The 16276-nt window shown below is 31.4% G+C and carries 13 protein-coding genes; 4 read left to right on the forward strand and 9 right to left on the reverse strand.

Features of this window, described 5'->3' with window-relative positions:
* Positions 1-31: 31 nt before the first annotated feature.
* The gene (gene mutY, locus ABD941_RS05975; RefSeq protein WP_345273126.1) at positions 32-1072 is read right to left on the reverse strand and encodes an A/G-specific adenine glycosylase; all 1041 of its coding nucleotides are present in this window, start codon (positions 1070-1072) and stop codon (positions 32-34) included.
* 142 nt (positions 1073-1214) lie between these two features.
* On the opposite strand from mutY, the gene ABD941_RS05980 reads away from it, so the two are divergent.
* Together ABD941_RS05980 and ABD941_RS05985 are read left to right on the forward strand one after the other, a co-directional pair.
* Complete coding sequence (locus ABD941_RS05980) at positions 1215-1505, forward strand: HU family DNA-binding protein (protein WP_019386001.1); 291 nt, start codon at positions 1215-1217, stop codon at positions 1503-1505.
* Between the two features lie 428 nt (positions 1506-1933).
* The gene (locus ABD941_RS05985) at positions 1934-3478 is read left to right on the forward strand and encodes an Rne/Rng family ribonuclease (RefSeq protein WP_345273127.1); all 1545 of its coding nucleotides are present in this window, start codon (positions 1934-1936) and stop codon (positions 3476-3478) included.
* A 68-nt stretch (positions 3479-3546) separates the two neighbouring features.
* Here ABD941_RS05985 and ABD941_RS05990 read toward each other — a convergent pair whose 3' ends face one another.
* The 3 genes from ABD941_RS05990 to ABD941_RS06000 form a co-directional block, all read right to left on the reverse strand.
* A complete protein-coding gene (locus ABD941_RS05990) occupies positions 3547-4119 on the reverse strand; it encodes a hypothetical protein (RefSeq protein WP_345273128.1) in 573 nt (190 codons plus the stop codon).
* 294 nt (positions 4120-4413) lie between these two features.
* Positions 4414-4845: a hypothetical protein gene (locus ABD941_RS05995; protein ID WP_345273129.1), complete on the reverse strand. Its 432-nt coding sequence runs from the start codon at positions 4843-4845 to the stop codon at positions 4414-4416.
* Between the two features lie 284 nt (positions 4846-5129).
* Positions 5130-5816: a hypothetical protein gene (locus ABD941_RS06000; RefSeq protein ID WP_345273130.1), complete on the reverse strand. Its 687-nt coding sequence runs from the start codon at positions 5814-5816 to the stop codon at positions 5130-5132.
* A gap of 194 nt (positions 5817-6010) precedes the next feature.
* Here ABD941_RS06000 and ABD941_RS06005 point away from each other — a divergent pair, with 194 nt between their 5' ends.
* Positions 6011-7186 (forward strand): MFS transporter, encoded by a 1176-nt coding sequence (locus ABD941_RS06005; protein ID WP_345273131.1) that lies wholly within the window; start codon positions 6011-6013, stop codon positions 7184-7186.
* Positions 7187-7251: 65 nt separating this feature from the next.
* On the opposite strand, the gene ABD941_RS06010 is transcribed toward ABD941_RS06005, so the two are convergent.
* From ABD941_RS06010 to ABD941_RS06020, 3 genes are all read right to left on the reverse strand, one after another.
* Positions 7252-8283 carry an aldo/keto reductase gene (locus ABD941_RS06010; protein ID WP_345273132.1) on the reverse strand — a complete coding sequence of 344 codons (1032 nt, stop codon included), beginning with the start codon at positions 8281-8283 and terminating at the stop codon, positions 7252-7254.
* A 388-nt stretch (positions 8284-8671) separates the two neighbouring features.
* Positions 8672-9631, reverse strand: a complete 960-nt coding sequence (locus tag ABD941_RS06015; RefSeq protein ID WP_345273133.1) for an OmpA family protein — start codon at positions 9629-9631, stop codon at positions 8672-8674.
* A 29-nt stretch (positions 9632-9660) separates the two neighbouring features.
* Entirely contained in the window at positions 9661-10443 is a 783-nt protein-coding gene (locus ABD941_RS06020) for an exodeoxyribonuclease III (RefSeq protein ID WP_345273135.1), read from the reverse strand.
* A gap of 174 nt (positions 10444-10617) precedes the next feature.
* On the opposite strand from ABD941_RS06020, the gene ABD941_RS06025 reads away from it, so the two are divergent.
* On the forward strand, positions 10618-14040 hold the full coding sequence (locus tag ABD941_RS06025) for a hypothetical protein (protein WP_345273136.1): 3423 nt from the start codon (positions 10618-10620) through the stop codon (positions 14038-14040).
* A gap of 283 nt (positions 14041-14323) precedes the next feature.
* Here the strand turns inward: ABD941_RS06025 and ABD941_RS06030 are convergent, their stop codons facing one another.
* Both ABD941_RS06030 and ABD941_RS06035 read right to left on the reverse strand, forming a co-directional pair.
* Positions 14324-15562, reverse strand: coding sequence for a T9SS type A sorting domain-containing protein (locus tag ABD941_RS06030; RefSeq protein ID WP_345273137.1), 1239 nt, complete (start codon positions 15560-15562; stop codon positions 14324-14326).
* Between the two features lie 231 nt (positions 15563-15793).
* The gene (locus ABD941_RS06035; protein WP_345273138.1) at positions 15794-16267 is read right to left on the reverse strand and encodes a hypothetical protein; all 474 of its coding nucleotides are present in this window, start codon (positions 16265-16267) and stop codon (positions 15794-15796) included.
* Positions 16268-16276 lie beyond the last annotated feature (9 nt).

The raw sequence follows: 16276 nt of genomic DNA on the forward strand, positions 1-16276 counted from the left end.
ATAAAAAAATATGATTGTTAACACTAAACTACTAGAAATTAAAGCTTTCAATAAAATTTTCAATTAAAACTGGAACTGCAAATTCTCTTATTTTACTTATAGGCACACTTCCCATTGGAATCGCTTTTATATTAATAATCCAAAACTTGGTGTATAAATGCTGGTGCGATAATTTATGAACTATTGCGTCTTTATTATATAACGACAAATCAAAAGTCGCATCACTTAATAAATCATTATTTTTAAGTTCACTTTTAAATAATTCGATAGTCATGCTCTTTTCTGTTTCTATTAAAGGAAATTGATACAAATTTTGCCAAATACCTTTACCTTCTCGTTTATGCAAAATGGTTTTTTCATCTTCAGAAATGAATACTAAAAAATTAAAATGCTTTTTTTTCGCTTTTGCTGATTTAATTTTAACGGGTAATTCGTGAATTCTATTCTTATTTAATGCTATACAGCTATCTTTAAACGGACATATATTACAATATGGATTTTTAGGTTTGCACTGGGTTGCACCAAATTCCATAATAGCTTGATTGAATTCCGCAGGCGCGTTTTTATCTATTAAGCTCTGTGCTAATTCTTTAAATGCTTTTCCGCCCTTTGATGAATTAATGGGTATATCGATTCCAAAATAACGGGACAATACTCTATAAACATTTCCATCTACCACAGCAGTGGCTTCATTAAAACAAATAGAAGCTATAGCACTTGCTGTATAATCGCCAATACCTTTTAGCTTTAATAAGTCCTTATAGGTATTTGGGAATTTCCCGTTAAGTTCATTGGTCACATATTTAGCAGTAGCATGTAAGTTTCTAGCACGCGAGTAATACCCTAACCCCTGCCAAAGTTTTAGCACATCACTTTCATTGGCTTTTGCTAAATCATACACGGTTGGATATTTAGAGACAAAAGCTTGGTAATAAGGTAATCCTTGTTTTACTTGAGTTTGTTGCAAAATAATTTCCGACAACCATATGTAATATGGGTTATTGGTTTCTCGCCAAGGCAAATTTCTCTTATTGTTTGAATACCAATGTGTTAAAGTTTTTGAGAATATCATTAATTCATTTAATAGAGCAAACAAAAATAAACCTTTATAATATTAAATTTTAGTGAATTAGGTTTGAAATATTGAATATTAAATGCATATATTTGCATCCCTTTTAGAATTTATAATAACATAAACTAAATAATATATTAAAATGACGAAGGCTGATTTAGTAGCAAAAATTTCTGAGAAATTAGGAATAGAAAAAGGTGATGTTCAAGCAACTGTTGAAACATTTATGGAAGAAGTAAAAACATCACTAGAAAGTGGTGATAATGTTTACTTAAGAGGTTTTGGAAGCTTTATAATTAAAACAAGAGCTGAAAAAACAGGAAGAAACATTTCTAAAAACACAACCATTAAAATACCTGCTCATAATATCCCTGCATTTAAGCCTGCAAAAGTTTTTGTAGAAGGTGTTAAAACAAATGTAGACGTTAAATAAAGTACACGTGCTGTCCCGAAATGTCGGGAGTTTCAGTAATAAAACAAATTATTAATTTAAAAGACACTATTTATGCCAAGTGGTAAAAAACGTAAAAGACATAAGGTAGCGACGCACAAACGTAAAAAACGTAGACGCGCTAACCGTCACAAAAAGAAAAAATAAATCAAAAAAGTAGTTAGATTAGCTACTTTTTTTGATTTTCAAAACAAACAAGTTCTTTGAAATGAGTTCATTTATTTTTTAACGCCTTTGGTGTTTTATGAGCTCCACGGATTATCCGGATAACTACCGGAACCTGTGAAAAAAATAATGTATAATCCATCTGTATTTTTTGGTTATTAGTTACTCGTTTTAGTTGCTATTCTATTAAATGTAAACTTTAACTTTTAACGCTTAACTAAAGCGTATGGATAAAAATTAACAACATGGATAAAGAATTGATTATTCGATCTAGTTCCAACAATGTTGATTTTGCCTTATTAAAAGATGGAAAACTTATTGAATTACAGAAAGATGAAGATGATAATGACTTTTCGGTTGGTGATGTGTTTATAGCCAAAATCCGAAAAGCTGTTCCTGGTCTAAATGCTGCATTTGTTAATGTAGGTTATGAAAAAGATGCCTTTTTGCATTATCATGATTTAGGACCAAAATTACCTTCGCTTTTAAAATTCACAAAACGTGTAAGCACAGGTAAACTAAAAGATTTTTCTTTAAAAAATTTCCCATTTGAAAAAGATATTGATAAAGGCGGCAAAATTGCCGATGTCTTAAAATCAAATCAATCGCTATTAGTACAAATCGTAAAAGAACCTATATCGACCAAAGGCCCTAGAATAAGCTCAGAGCTTTCTATTGCTGGCAGATATATTGTTTTAGTACCTTTTTCCAGTCGCATTTCTATTTCTCAAAAAATAGAAGATCGCGAAGAAAAAGACCGACTAAAACGCTTGGTAAAGAGTATTACTCCCCAAGGTTTTGGAGTTATTGTACGTACGGTAGCACAAGGCAAAAAAGTAGCTGAACTAGATAAAGATTTACAAAACTTGCTTAGTCGTTGGACGGCAATGTGTAAAAAGCTACACAAAGCACATCATCCTACTAAAGTTCTAGGAGAAATGAATAAAGCCTCGTCAATTTTGCGAGATATATTCAATGATACCTTTACAGGAATAACGGTAGACGATGAAACGCTTTATTACCAAATTAAAGATTACGTGCAAGAAATTGCACCTAACAAAGAATCAATAGTTAAATTGTATCAGTCTAAAGTTCCAATTTTTGAAAAATTTGGGATTGAAAGACAAATCAAAACCTCGTTTGGAAAAACTGTTTCTATGGCTAAAGGCGCCTATCTTGTAATTGAACATACCGAAGCACTACATGTTATAGATGTAAATAGCGGAAACCGATCAAACAAGGCAAACAATCAAGAGGATACAGCATTAGAGGTTAATTTAATAGCAGCTACCGAAATGGCGCGACAATTACGTTTACGTGATATGGGCGGTATTATTGTAGTAGATTTTATAGATATGACCACTGCTGAAAACAGGCAAAAATTGTTCAATCACCTTCGAGATGAAATGAAGGATGATCGAGCAAAACACAAAATATTGCCTCCAAGTAAATTTGGATTGATACAAATAACAAGACAACGTGTTCGACCAGAAATGAACATTAAAACCCGCGAGGAAAATCCTAACGGTGTTAATGGCGCAGAGGTTGAGGCACCTATCGGATTGGTACAAAAAATCAATCACGATCTTGAAAAACTAATTAAAAAAGACTACAAAAAGATGACTTTAAACACACATCCTTTTATAGCAGCCTTTTTAACAAAAGGTGTTCCATCTATACGTTCTAAATGGTTTTTAGAACATAAAAAATGGGTGAAAATTTTACCAAGAGATGCTTACACATACTTAGAATATCATTTTTTTGACAAAGATGGTAATCAAATTAAATAATTAAAAAAGCCCGCTAACTTTAAATTTAGCGGGCTTTTTGTTTTTATAAAGTTTCAATTTATATATATTTATGAGTGTTTTTCAACAGGTTGAATTTTTCTAATTAATAGTAATATGTATAATAATGCAGTAAACCCTATTAGCATTTCAATAAGTTCCGACAACCTCTGAACACCAATACTAATATTTGAGCTTACTGGATAAAAGTCATCATAAACATCAAACACAGATATACTAATAATCACTAATAAGTATGAGCTCAACATGAACGGAAATGCAATTGGTGATAATACTCTGTTTTTATTTAAAAACAAACCCACCAATCCAGCTAAACCAAAAGCTAATCTAAAAATTTCCGATTCACCTTGTAAGCCATTAATATTATGCAAGGTTAGCTCGTCTTGAGCATTAATTTTTTTAAAATTTTCAGGAGTTTCAAAATTAAAGAATTGCTGTCCCCAGGCTATTTCTTCCATGGCTATAAAAAAGAATACTATGGCCATAAACCCAATGATGAGTTTATAAATTTTACTATGTGTTTTAGCTTTAATTTTTCTTACTAATTTAATAGAATAAAGAAAACTTAAAAAGAAAGCTATGAATGTAAGGTTTTCAACTAATGAATTTTCCTTAAGCAGCATTAATGCATATAATCTTGCTTTATTATATACTAGCATAAAGGCAAATAGACATGTAATTATATAAGGGAAAAAATATATGGCTAGTATTTTTTTTTTGGATAGCCTGAAAGCTGTGGACTCTGTAATCATTTTATTTAAAAACACCATTTAACCTTTATTTTAAAGATTTTAATTTTGAATTACTATACAAAACACACCAAAACCAATTTAATTATTTTCGAACTTTAAGCAAATAATACTATAATAAGCTACAGTGAAATTGTACTTTGTGGAGATTGGTTCTTTTTAAAAGTATCAAATACTTTTCTCAAAATTAATTTTTCTAATTAGTAGTAATATGTACAATAATGCTGAAAAGCCAATTATCATTTCGATGAGTTCTGCTAATCTCCTAACACCCATTTTAATATTCGGGTTTATTGGATAAAAGTCATCATAGACATCAAATATCGAAACACCTATAATTACTAACAAATAAGAGCTTAACATGTGTGGGAATGCAATTGATGATAACACCCTGTTTTTATTTAAAAACAAGCCTACCAATCCAGCTAAACCAAAAGCTAATCTTAAAAATTCAGTTTTTCCATGAAATCCTTCAATATTATGTAAAGTTACCTCTCCTTGAACATTAATTTTTTCAAAATTTTCGGGTGTGGCGAAATTAAAGAATTGTTGTCCCCAAGCTATTTCCTCCATGGCTATAAAAAAGAATACTATAGCCATAAACCCAATGATGATTTTATAAATTTTACGATGTGTTTTCGCTTTAATTTTTCTTATTAATTTAATAGAAAAAAGAAAACTTAAAAAGAAAGCGATGAACGTAAGGTTTTCAACTAATGAATTTTCCTTAAGCAACATTAATCCATACAATCTTGTTTTATTATACACCAGCAAAAATGTAAATACGCATATAATTATATAAGGAAAAAAATATATGGCTAATATTTTTTTTCTGGATAACCTAAAAGCTATGGACTGTGTAATCATTTTATTTAATGAAGCTATCATTTGAACTCAATTTTTAAAGGCTTCAATTTTTGTGTTATTATATAATCCAATAAAGAATATATCAACAGAATCAATCCTAACATTTCCATACTTTCTTCTAAAGTATAACAAACCATATAGGTTACATTATAAAAATATTTATCTCCTAGGGCATATACAATATTTCCGGCAATCATTTCCATGCCAATAGCCCCTCCGACAGAAATAACTGCAGATAAAATAAACAGATATAGAGTCTTTTTAGGCAAACTCATAAGGAATTTAAAAAGAACCAAAACAACAATTAAAGAAATTATAGAATATGGAACAACCCAAGTAAAGTATAAAAATCCTTTGGCATTAAGCAAATTTCGAGATGTATAAACTAACAATTCATGTATCCCAATTGCTTCATCAATGACAAGGAAAAGAAAAACAAAAGACAGAATAAGCCAATACTTTTTATTTTTCTTATTCAAAGCGATATAGAAGAACAAAAAAGAACTTACACCAAGAAGAAGAGCAGAAAACAATGTAGGGAAGCTTTGTTCTGTATCAAAATTAAAAATTCGAATAATACTCTTATCATATGAATATCCGTATTTTGTAATCAAAAAAATACTCAACAAATTTGCTACCAGTAAAAGTAAAAATGAAATAAGTAAAAATTTAACGCTTTTTTGAAAATATTGAGTTTTTTTCACAACTAAATTTAAGAAAAATAATTCAAATTATTTAAGCTCATTTTAAAATTTATTAGAATAACTATGAAAATATTTTCTTTTCTAATAAGTAATAAAGACTGGAGCTATTTAATATATTCTATTTGTAAATAATTAAAAAAGAAAAAACAAGACAAATAAATCAATAAAAGTAAATTTGTATTTAAACTAATATAATGCAACCTAAAAAGTATATTTTACCAATTATTGTACTGGCTCAATTTTGTTGTACTTCCCTATGGTTTGCAGGTAACAGTATTATAACAGATTTAATAATTAATTTTAATTTAAAAGCATCTGTTCTTGGTCATTTAACATCAGCTATTCAACTCGGGTTTATTTTAGGAACATTAGTTTTTGCAATCTTAACCTTGGCAGATAAATATTCTCCGTCAAAAGTGTTTTTTCTTAGCGCTCTGTTAGCTGCATTATTTAATTTAGCAATGAGTTTGGGCAACCAGTCATTTTACAGTTTAATTTTAATACGGTTTTTGGTGGGATTCTTTTTGGCAGGCATTTATCCTGTTGGAATGAAAATAGCATCAGATTATTTTAAAGAAGGTTTAGGAAAATCTCTTGGCTTTCTAGTAGGTGCATTGGTTTTAGGTACCGCATTTCCGCATTTACTAAAAAGTTTTAATGGGTTGATTTCTTGGAAAGCTATTATTTATTTCACATCTTTAATAGCTCTTTTAGGGGGGTTATTGATTCTTATTTTTGTTCCTAATGGTCCTTATAAAAAAACACTAAAACAATTTGATATAACGGTGTTTTATAAGGTATTTAAAATAAAAAACTTTAGAACTGCTGCACTTGGTTATTTTGGACACATGTGGGAACTGTATACGTTTTGGGCTTTTGTTCCTATGATTTTACTTTCTTATTCAAATTCATATATAGATATAAATTTGAATATTCCTGTTTTAAGTTTTATCATTATTGGTCTTGGGGGAATAGCTTGTGTTATTTCTGGCTATTTATCTCAAATATTTGGAGTTAAAAAATTAGCTACTACTTCATTAGCCTTATCTTGTATTTGTTGTTTACTTACACCTTTTGTGTTTATCGTGCAATCTGAATTATTTTTTATTGCTTTTATGATTTTTTGGGGCATGGTTGTAATTGCAGATTCCCCTCTTTTTTCTACTCTAGTTGCTCAAAATGTAGCTTCAGAATCCAAAGGAACAGCTCTAACCATAGTAAATTCTATTGGTTTTGCAATTACAATAATAAGCATTCAATTATTGAATACTTTACTATTTTTTTTTGAAATCAAATATCTTTTACCAATACTAGCTATAGGCCCTATTTTGGGGCTATTTGCTATGTATAATAAAGTTAAGAGTCTTTAATAAACGGTAGTGGAAATTTCACTCAACGAGCTTAACTTGTGCTAGAGCTCTAAATAATATTCTATTTAAGGCGCTGGATTAGGCATCATATCATGTACCTCATTAATCTGCTTTAAAACAGCATCACTTAAAGTTATATTAATACTATCAATATTTTCTTTAAGCTGTCTCAAATTAGTTGCTCCAATAATGGTACTTGTCACAAAAGGCTGTTGATTTACAAATGCCAAACTCATTTGTGCTAAAGTCATTTTATGATCTTCCGCTATTTTCAAGTAGCGTTTTGCCGCTTCTGTAGCTTGTGTCCCACTATACCTTGCAAATCGTGGAAATAGTTTAAGTCGTGCATCATCAGCCGCTTTTCCTTTTATGTATTTACCAGATAGCACACCAAATGCCATTGGCGAATAGGCTAACAAGCCAACATCTTCTCTTAAGGCCACTTCTGCTAAATCGGTTTCAAAAGTTCTGGTTAACATCGAGTATGCATTTTGTATGGTTGCTACTCTAGGTAAATTCTGGTTTTTAGATTCTTCTAAATAACGCATCGTTCCCCATGAGTTTTCATTGGATATCCCGATATTTCGAATTCGCCCTGCTTTAATTTCAACATCTAAACTGTGAAGAATCCCATTAAAATTATCCTCCCATTTCGTATCCAGCTTAAAATCCCTAACCCCAAACCTATTGGTATCGCGTTCTGGCCAATGCAACTGGTATAAATCTATATAATCGGTTTGTAGCCTACCGAGCTCTAAATCAATGGCTTCTTTAATAGCACTAGGACTAAACCCTGTGGTTCTTATATGCGCCGTATAATCGCCACCACCAGCAATTTTAGAAGCAATGATGACTTTATCTCTGTTTGTGGATTTTTTTAACCAAGTTCCTATAATTTTACTAGTCCGTCCACTAATTTCAGCTGTGGCAGGTACGGGATATAATTCAGCAGTATCAATAAAATTAACACCTTGATCTAGAGCATAATCCATTTGTTCATGCCCTTCTGCTTCTGTATTTTGGTTGCCCCAGGTCATGGAGCCTAAACATATTTTACTAACTTTTATATTGGTGTTTGGTAGTGTGGTGTATTTCATGTTAGATCACTAGACTTTTAGATTGATTATACTTTTAGATGTCATGTAAAGATAAAACCTTTCAGGTTCTTTAGGACTTGAAAGGTTTAAAATATTTTATGGTTTATTCATAAAATAAGCTACTGTATTTATAAGGTAGCATTAGCTCCTTTTGTCAACATATTCGAATTGACTTTTAAATCGACCCTGTTAAGCTCTGCTTTAAATCCGCATGTATTAAACAGAGATCCACGAAGACATACATAGGTTCTGGGTGTCACAAAAAAATTAATCCCTAGGTTTTCTCAGCGTGTCTCTTTGCTAACTCTAGGAATATCTGTGGTACAATTTTTAACTACTACTATGCCTGCAACTACAACTCCCGCTGTGACTATGATTGAAAACCCACTTACTCCTCACTTAATAACCTAGACAATTCATCTAACTTAGGTGTTAAAATCACTTCTATACGTCTGTTCTTTGATTTTCCTTCTGCGTTATCATTAGATGCGATGGGTGCAAACTCACCACGACCAGCTGCTGTTAAATTTTCAGGCTGTATAGCATTGTTTTCTCTTAAAATGTTGACAATAGATGTCGCTCTTTTAGTTGATAAATCCCAGTTTCCGCTAAGTTGCCCATTCCCAGTGTAAGGTGCATTATCGGTATGTCCTTCAATTAAAACAGCTATATCAGGATTATCGCCCAACACATTTCCTAACTGCTTTACAGCTCTTTTCCCTTGGGCGCCTACAGCCCAACTTCCTGAACTGAATAACAGTTTATTTTCCATGGACACATACACTTTTCCATCACGCTGTTCAACGGTTAAGCCTTTACCTTCAAAATCTGTTAAGGCTTTTGAAATAGCATTTTTTAATGCGGTCATTGCCGCATCTTTGGAAGCGATAACTTGCTCTAATTCCGCCACACGGTTTGAGCGGTCTTCCAACTCTTTTTTAAGTTTTGCTAAACGTGCATTCTCTAATGCTAAAGCTTGTTCTTTGGCTTCTAGTTGAGCTAATAACTCCCTGTTCTTTTTAGAGTTTGCTGCAATGGCTGCCGAACTGTTTTTCTCTAAAGCATCATAAGAGGCTTTTAAATTATCGTAATTTGATTTTGTGGCATTGTAATCTGCTTGTAATTGGTCACGTTGCGCAATAGCTTCATCATACGCCGATTGCAATTGCTTTAATTCATTTTCTGCTGCTGTTTTAGCAGTTAAAAGTGCTTCATTATCTGTTGACAGCTTTCTGTTTTCTTGTTTTAAATCCGCATATTTTGCTTCTAATTCTTTGTATATTTTTGGAGATACACAAGAGGCTAAAACCACTAGAGCAAATACTGTGAATACGCTTTTTTTAATCATTTTGTTTGGATTTGTTTGTTTATTAAATACTACTTTTTTATTTCTACTAGTATAGGACAATGGTCACTATGTACTGCTTCAGACAGTATAACGGCTCTTTTTATGTTTTCTTGTAAGGGTTGTGAAACCATCGCGTAATCTAAGCGCCAACCTTTGTTATTAGCACGGGCATTGGCTCGGTAACTCCACCAGCTATATTGTTGTAATTCAGGATTTAAAAACCTGAAAGAATCTATAAATCCACTATCAATAAAATTCCCAATCCACTCCCGTTCAACTGGTAAAAACCCTGAAACACCTTTCATTTTAGGATTATGGATATCCATTTCTTCATGACAAATATTATAATCGCCGCAAATAACAAGGTTAGGGGTATCTTTTTTAAGCGTATTGATATAGTCTTGAAACAGATCCATATATTCCAATTTATGGTTTAATCTAGCGTCGTTTGTACCAGATGGCAAATACAAACTCATTACTGAAACTGCTTCTTCATCTGCGGTAGTGGCAGGAAAATCGACACGAATATTTCGTCCTTCAAAATCCATAGATTCTATGCCTGTACCGTATTCAATATGTTTAGGCTCTGTTTTACTTAAAATAGCTACACCGCTATAACCTTTTTTCTGAGCACTGAACCAGTAATTATAGTTATAGCCTGCTGCTTCAAAAAGACTTAAATCCAATTGTTCTTTCAAGGCTTTTATTTCTTGTAAACAAACAACATCTGGATTTGCGGCTTTTAACCAATCTATAAACCCCTTATTGACTGCTGCTCGAATGCCATTTACATTATAGGATATGATTTTCATGCTTCTAGTATGCTTTTTGTGAGATTCTAAACTTCGTAAGGATAGATTCGTTTATAAACGAATCTAATTTTAGCTAAAATAAATAATGCGTTACTTTTACACTATTAAATTAAACAAGAGTTTTAACGAAGCTATCAACAAAATATTTTAAGTGTTTTGTAGTTTAAGTATCTAATGAAGTTTTACACAGGCATTTTTTTATTTTTCATTGGTTTTTGTGGGTATTCACAAAACCAAACGTCAAACTATAAAACCAAAAAAGTTGCTGTAAAGGATTCTATTCGTATTGATAGTGTAAGTATTAATTCAAATGCTTTTTCCATTAGAAAGAAGGATACCTCCCTTATAGATTCTACGTTTTATAACATCGATTTTGCCAAAGCTATTTTAACTTTTAAAAAACCCGTTGAAACAGATTCAATCTTTATAAACTATCTTAAGTTTCCTGATTTTTTAACTAAGACCTATAAACAGTTAGATGACACCATTATTGTTAAAAATACCAGTAACAATCAGACCTTATATAAACTATCACAATCCAATACCGATAGAAATTTTATCCCGTTTGATGGTTTAACGACTTCTGGAAGTATCTCACGTGGTGTTACCATAGGAAATAATCAAAACTCAGTTTTAAACAGTGAATTGGACCTTCAAATTACGGGGAAACTCAATGATAAAGTTTCGTTAAGAGCCTCTATACAGGATGCCAATATTCCATTACAAGAAAGTGGCTATAGTCAACGTTTGGATGAATTTGACCAAGTATTTATTGAATTGTTTAGCAACCGCTGGAATGTCCGTGCGGGCGATATTGACTTACTAAACACCGATTCTTATTTTGCTAGCTTTTCTAAGCGTGTTCAAGGCTTAAATTTTAATCTAAAATTAGGTGATAAAGATGCTCAAACGGATTTATTTGTCGCAGGGGCTATTGTCCGCGGACAGTTTACAACAAGTCAGTTTACAGCACAAGAAGGCAACCAAGGGCCTTATAAGCTTCAAGGCCCAAATGGTGAATTGTTTGTACTTATTGTTTCAGGTAGCGAAACCGTTTATGTAAATGGTATTGCCGTAAAGCGCGGTGAAGACCAAGATTATATTATTGATTATAATGCTGGTGAAATTATTTTTAATTCCACGTTTCCTATTACTTCTGAAATGCGAATTACAGTAGATTATCAATTTAGTGAACGTAATTATTCTCGTTTTGTGGCTTATGGTGGTGGGACATATAAAAGTGAAAAACTAAACATTGGCATATCGGTTTATTCTGAAAATGACGCCAAAAACCAACCTTTACAACAAAACCTATCGGAAGAACAAGTACAAATTTTAGCTGATGCTGGTGATGATAGAACGCAAATGGTGGCACCATCAGAAGTTAGAGAAGCTTTAAACGACAACAGAATTTTATATAAAAAAGAGTTGATTGGCGGTGTTGAAGCTTTTGTATTCTCGAACGATCCAAACGATGACTTGTATCGGGTAACCTTTACTTTGGTTGGAGATAATCAAGGAGATTATAGGCTAAGTAATATTAATGCTATTAATAATATTTACGAATATGCTGGAGTTTTACAAGGCAACTATGCCCCTACCGTTCAACTTATAGCACCGACGAAACTACAAATTGCTGTAGTAAATGGAAGTTATAAGCCTTCTGATAAAACCAATATTAGCTTTGAGGCTTCTGCTAGTAAAAATGACTTAAATGCCTTTTCGAATTTAGATGATGATGATAATGATGGATATGCTGGAAAATTTAAAATGGAACAAGCACTGATTAAGAATGACAGCCTTTGGAATTTTGATGTTTTTGTGGATAGCGATTATATAAGTTCTGATTATAGAAATATTGAAGGGCTTTACAATCCTGAATTTAACCGCGATTGGAATTTAGATCAAAATAACATAAATGGTATTGGTCTTGATTTAGGTAATCAAATACTATTTAATTCGGGGTTTAGGATGGTTCACTCTAAAAAAGGATTTGCTAATTACCAGTTTGAACATTTAAATTTTTCTGATGGCTTTAATGGTAATAGACACATTATAAACACTAATTTGCTTTTAAACAAATTCAGTATTTCATCATATTCCAGTTTTTTAAATGCTAACTCCAATATAAACACCTCTAAATTTTTACGGTCTTATAATCGGGTTACTTATAGTATGAAAAAAAGTTGGATAGGTACAAAACTAGCTGTTGAGGATAATGAACAACGCCAAATCTTAACCCAAACATTAACACCATTAAGTCAGAAATTCAAATCTTACGAAGTGTTTGTTGGTGTAGGCGATAGCACTAAGGTATTTGGTGAGTTTGGCTATAAAAACCGAATAAACGATAGTATTAGAAATAACGAATTACAAAAAGTAAACACTTCAAACACATTCTATTTAGACTCTAGACTTATTCAAAACAAAAACACTAATTTGTCTTTATATGCTAATTATAGAACGTTAAAAAATGAAGATTCCAGTATTGAAGATGAAAAATCCATAAACTCTAGATTGCAATTTAACCAAAAGCTTTTTAAACAAATTGTACAATGGAACACCGTTTTTGAAACCAATTCAGGAAGTTTACCGCAACAAGATTTTACTTATGTTCAAGTTGAACCTGGGCAGGGTATTTATACTTGGATTGATTATAACGAAAATGGTATTCAGGAACTTGAGGAATTTGAAATTGCCCAGTTTCAAGATCAAGGCACTTTTATTCGGGTGCTTTTGCCTAATCGGGTTTTTATAAAAACCCATCAGAATAGACTGAGTCAGACATTAACGATTAACCCAGCACAATGGTCGGTTTCAAAACGTAAATCAAAAAAATTCTGGTCGCATTTTTATAATCAGACCAGTTATTTGATTGATCGAAAGCTAAAACGAAACGGCAATAGTTTTAACCTAAACCCTTTTAATAACAATGAAGATGATCAATTAGGTCTACAACTTAATTTTAGAAATATTTTGTTTTTTAATCGTGGGAAGCAACGCTATACAACATCTTATACTTTCTTAGACAATACAATACGAAATGTTTTATCCGTTGGGTTTATTCAAAACAGTTTAAAAAGTCATCAACTCAATTTCAACCATAAAATAGCTGAAAGTTGGTTAATCAATATGCTTTCTGCTTTTGAAAACAACGAGAGTATCAGTGAGAGTTTTGCAAGTAAAAATTTTAATTTTGATGAAAGTCGATTCAATCCAAAGTTATCTTACCTCTTTAATGATAATTCTAGTTTTGACATTTTTTACCAATTTGCAAGTAAAGACAATACCATCGGGGATATGGAATCTTTAAAACAACAGAAATACGGTCTATCTTTTACCCTTGCTAGTAGTCAAAAAAGCGCTATTAATGGTGAGTTTAACTATTTTTCAAATAATTATGAAGGAAATCCAAACACCCCTGTTGCCTATCAAATATTAGAAGGTTTGCAACCCGGAAAAAACTATACTTGGAGTTTATTGGCACAAAAAAAACTAACTAAATTTTTAGATCTTAACTTAAGTTATTTTGGAAGAAAAACTGAAACTAGTAAAACCATACACTCAGGCTCCATTCAGCTAAAAGCTTATTTTTAAACCCAAGCTAACTTTTTCTGTTATATATTCTGATTATTTTACCATACTTTTTTCATTTACACTTCTCACATAACCATTAATTAATTTGTCATTTTTGCACATCATGTTTAAAATTATGTAGCCTTTATTCAGGACGGGGATAATTACACACAACGTGTTTGTGTATGAGTAGTAGCGTGTTTTAAGCAACTAATTTAGCAAATAGAAACCGAGTAGAAAATCCGCGAGGATTTTCATAAGCAAGCTTGCACTAGCAATTAATTTTATACGGTGTTAGAAAAAGTTATTTCTTTAGTAGTTTTCTATTTATGGTTCTATTTTTATTATCAATAATTTTAATAAAATAGCTTCCTGAAGATAAATTCCCTAAATATAGGTTCTCAGATTTATTATTAAATTGGGAAACTAATTGGCCACTTAAGTTATAGACAAGAATTTTCTCAATATTCTGACCATTCTTTATGCTAATGTAATCTACAGTTGGATTTGGATAAATACTTAATTGATTTTTATAATCAAATTCTGGAAGTCCTAAAGAAGTGTATTTAATGATTGTAACTTTATTGTCAGAGCTGTTAAAAGCGTAACAACCTGCTCCACAAGTAGTAATGTTGTTTACATCTCCAAAAGCTACTGAAATAGGTAAACTATCTTCTAATAAAAACGTATTTGGATTAAATCTTTGAAATACAATATTTCCAGAAAAATCAAAACTTGCATAACAAACAAAATCTGTACTTGTATCATATACTGAAGGTCCATTTACATTTGAAAAAGTTCCTATTACAAATAATGAATTGGTTGTATCTACAACTGTTCCATCAGTTGCATACATTTTGTTATTATAATAACTAAAATCTTCTCCAAATCCGGACAATACATTTTGTGTTACGCCAACAACATTAATACCCGAAGTATTTATTGACATTCTTCTTATACCAAATTCTGTTGTTTCGTTATTATATCCAATTAATGAATTTTGAGAATTAAATTCAATTCTATTGCTTCCAGTATGGTCTGGTGTAGTTGTTGGTCTCTCAATACCATTATCATAAATTGCTACACCTTCATGTCTTGGTGAAAATCCAATGTTTTTTCTCGAAACAGCAATAGTATTAGCTTGTCCAGGCATAACCTCTATATCTTCAACATAAAAAGAACCTGTTGAGGAGTCAGACCCTAAACTAAATTGAATTCCAGAAGTTTGAGAAGATATTTCAAATTTTCTAACAGTGGATGAACCACTAAATCCGCTATAGATAAATTGTCCATCATCAGAAATCGCAAGCACTGTAGGCTCGCTTCCTATAAAAATGGTGTTTTCTAAGGTATAATTATTCGGATTTATAATACCTATGCTATTACCATTAGAACCATTTGAACTAGGAATCGAAACATAAATTCTATCTGTGTTACTATCGTAAACTAAATCATTTGTCGTTATGTCGACAGTATTTATCTCAAACTGAGAAAAGGCAAATGTTGGTAAAATAATAAAAAGTAAAAAGTATTTTTTTTTCATATTCTTGAATTTTTGGTTTTTCATATTAATTTTTACGGCTCCCTATATGAAAAGTAGCACTGAAAATAAGTTGTTACTTTTCGGATAAACACAAGCCAAATTTAAAAATTTGGCAACTTTCCAAAACGTCCAAGCCCTTGTATTATAATAGACTTTTGCTATTTTTTATATATTTTATTGTAAATAGTGCATTTCGTCATAGTTATCCCATTTGCTTTTTAGCGTAATAATCTATTCAACAATCTCAACATTATTAAACACTTTTATTATCATTTCCTGTTCAGCAGCATTTATGTTGTTTGTAGACATTGTAAGTGAATTATAACCACCTGGATTTTCGATAGAGTCACTAATTTCAAATAAATGAATTCTTGTGAAATTCGCCTCAGGGTCTATAGGTTTAACTATTTGTCTATAATGACCGTTTATTTCTTCTTCGGTAACAAGATATTCATCCGTTGGTAAATTCGTTGCAGGTCTTGTATACCACCCATAATCAAAAGAAAGTGATATTCCAGAGCCGTTTATATTCCCAACATATGAGTCAATTCCTTGTAATTCATCAAGAGTAAATTCAGTTTCAAAATTAAAAACATAGTTTCCAATTTCTATTGAACTTAGTTCATTATTATTATTAACATCGTTATTACAACTCAAGAAAAAGAATAGAGCAATAATCAAAGTTATAGGTTTTAAGTATTTCATAGTTTATCA

The organism is Flaviramulus aquimarinus, from assembly GCF_039543205.1.
GTDB lineage: Bacteria > Bacteroidota > Bacteroidia > Flavobacteriales > Flavobacteriaceae > Flaviramulus_B > Flaviramulus_B aquimarinus.

What these genes read in the sequence shown, in the direction of transcription:
- mutY (WP_345273126.1), bottom strand. Translation starts at nt 1,072, where the DNA reads ATGATATTCTCAAAAACTTTAACACATTGGTATTCAAACAATAAGAGA.
- ABD941_RS05980 (WP_019386001.1), top strand. Translation starts at nt 1,215, where the DNA reads ATGACGAAGGCTGATTTAGTAGCAAAAATTTCTGAGAAATTAGGAATA.
- ABD941_RS05985 (WP_345273127.1), top strand. Translation starts at nt 1,934, where the DNA reads ATGGATAAAGAATTGATTATTCGATCTAGTTCCAACAATGTTGATTTT.
- ABD941_RS05990 (WP_345273128.1), bottom strand. Translation starts at nt 4,119, where the DNA reads ATGCTGCTTAAGGAAAATTCATTAGTTGAAAACCTTACATTCATAGCT.
- ABD941_RS05995 (WP_345273129.1), bottom strand. Translation starts at nt 4,845, where the DNA reads ATGGCTATAGTATTCTTTTTTATAGCCATGGAGGAAATAGCTTGGGGA.
- ABD941_RS06005 (WP_345273131.1), top strand. Translation starts at nt 6,011, where the DNA reads ATGCAACCTAAAAAGTATATTTTACCAATTATTGTACTGGCTCAATTT.
- ABD941_RS06010 (WP_345273132.1), bottom strand. Translation starts at nt 8,283, where the DNA reads ATGAAATACACCACACTACCAAACACCAATATAAAAGTTAGTAAAATA.
- ABD941_RS06015 (WP_345273133.1), bottom strand. Translation starts at nt 9,631, where the DNA reads ATGATTAAAAAAAGCGTATTCACAGTATTTGCTCTAGTGGTTTTAGCC.
- ABD941_RS06020 (WP_345273135.1), bottom strand. Translation starts at nt 10,443, where the DNA reads ATGAAAATCATATCCTATAATGTAAATGGCATTCGAGCAGCAGTCAAT.
- ABD941_RS06025 (WP_345273136.1), top strand. Translation starts at nt 10,618, where the DNA reads ATGAAGTTTTACACAGGCATTTTTTTATTTTTCATTGGTTTTTGTGGG.
- ABD941_RS06030 (WP_345273137.1), bottom strand. Translation starts at nt 15,562, where the DNA reads ATGAAAAAAAAATACTTTTTACTTTTTATTATTTTACCAACATTTGCC.
- ABD941_RS06035 (WP_345273138.1), bottom strand. Translation starts at nt 16,267, where the DNA reads ATGAAATACTTAAAACCTATAACTTTGATTATTGCTCTATTCTTTTTC.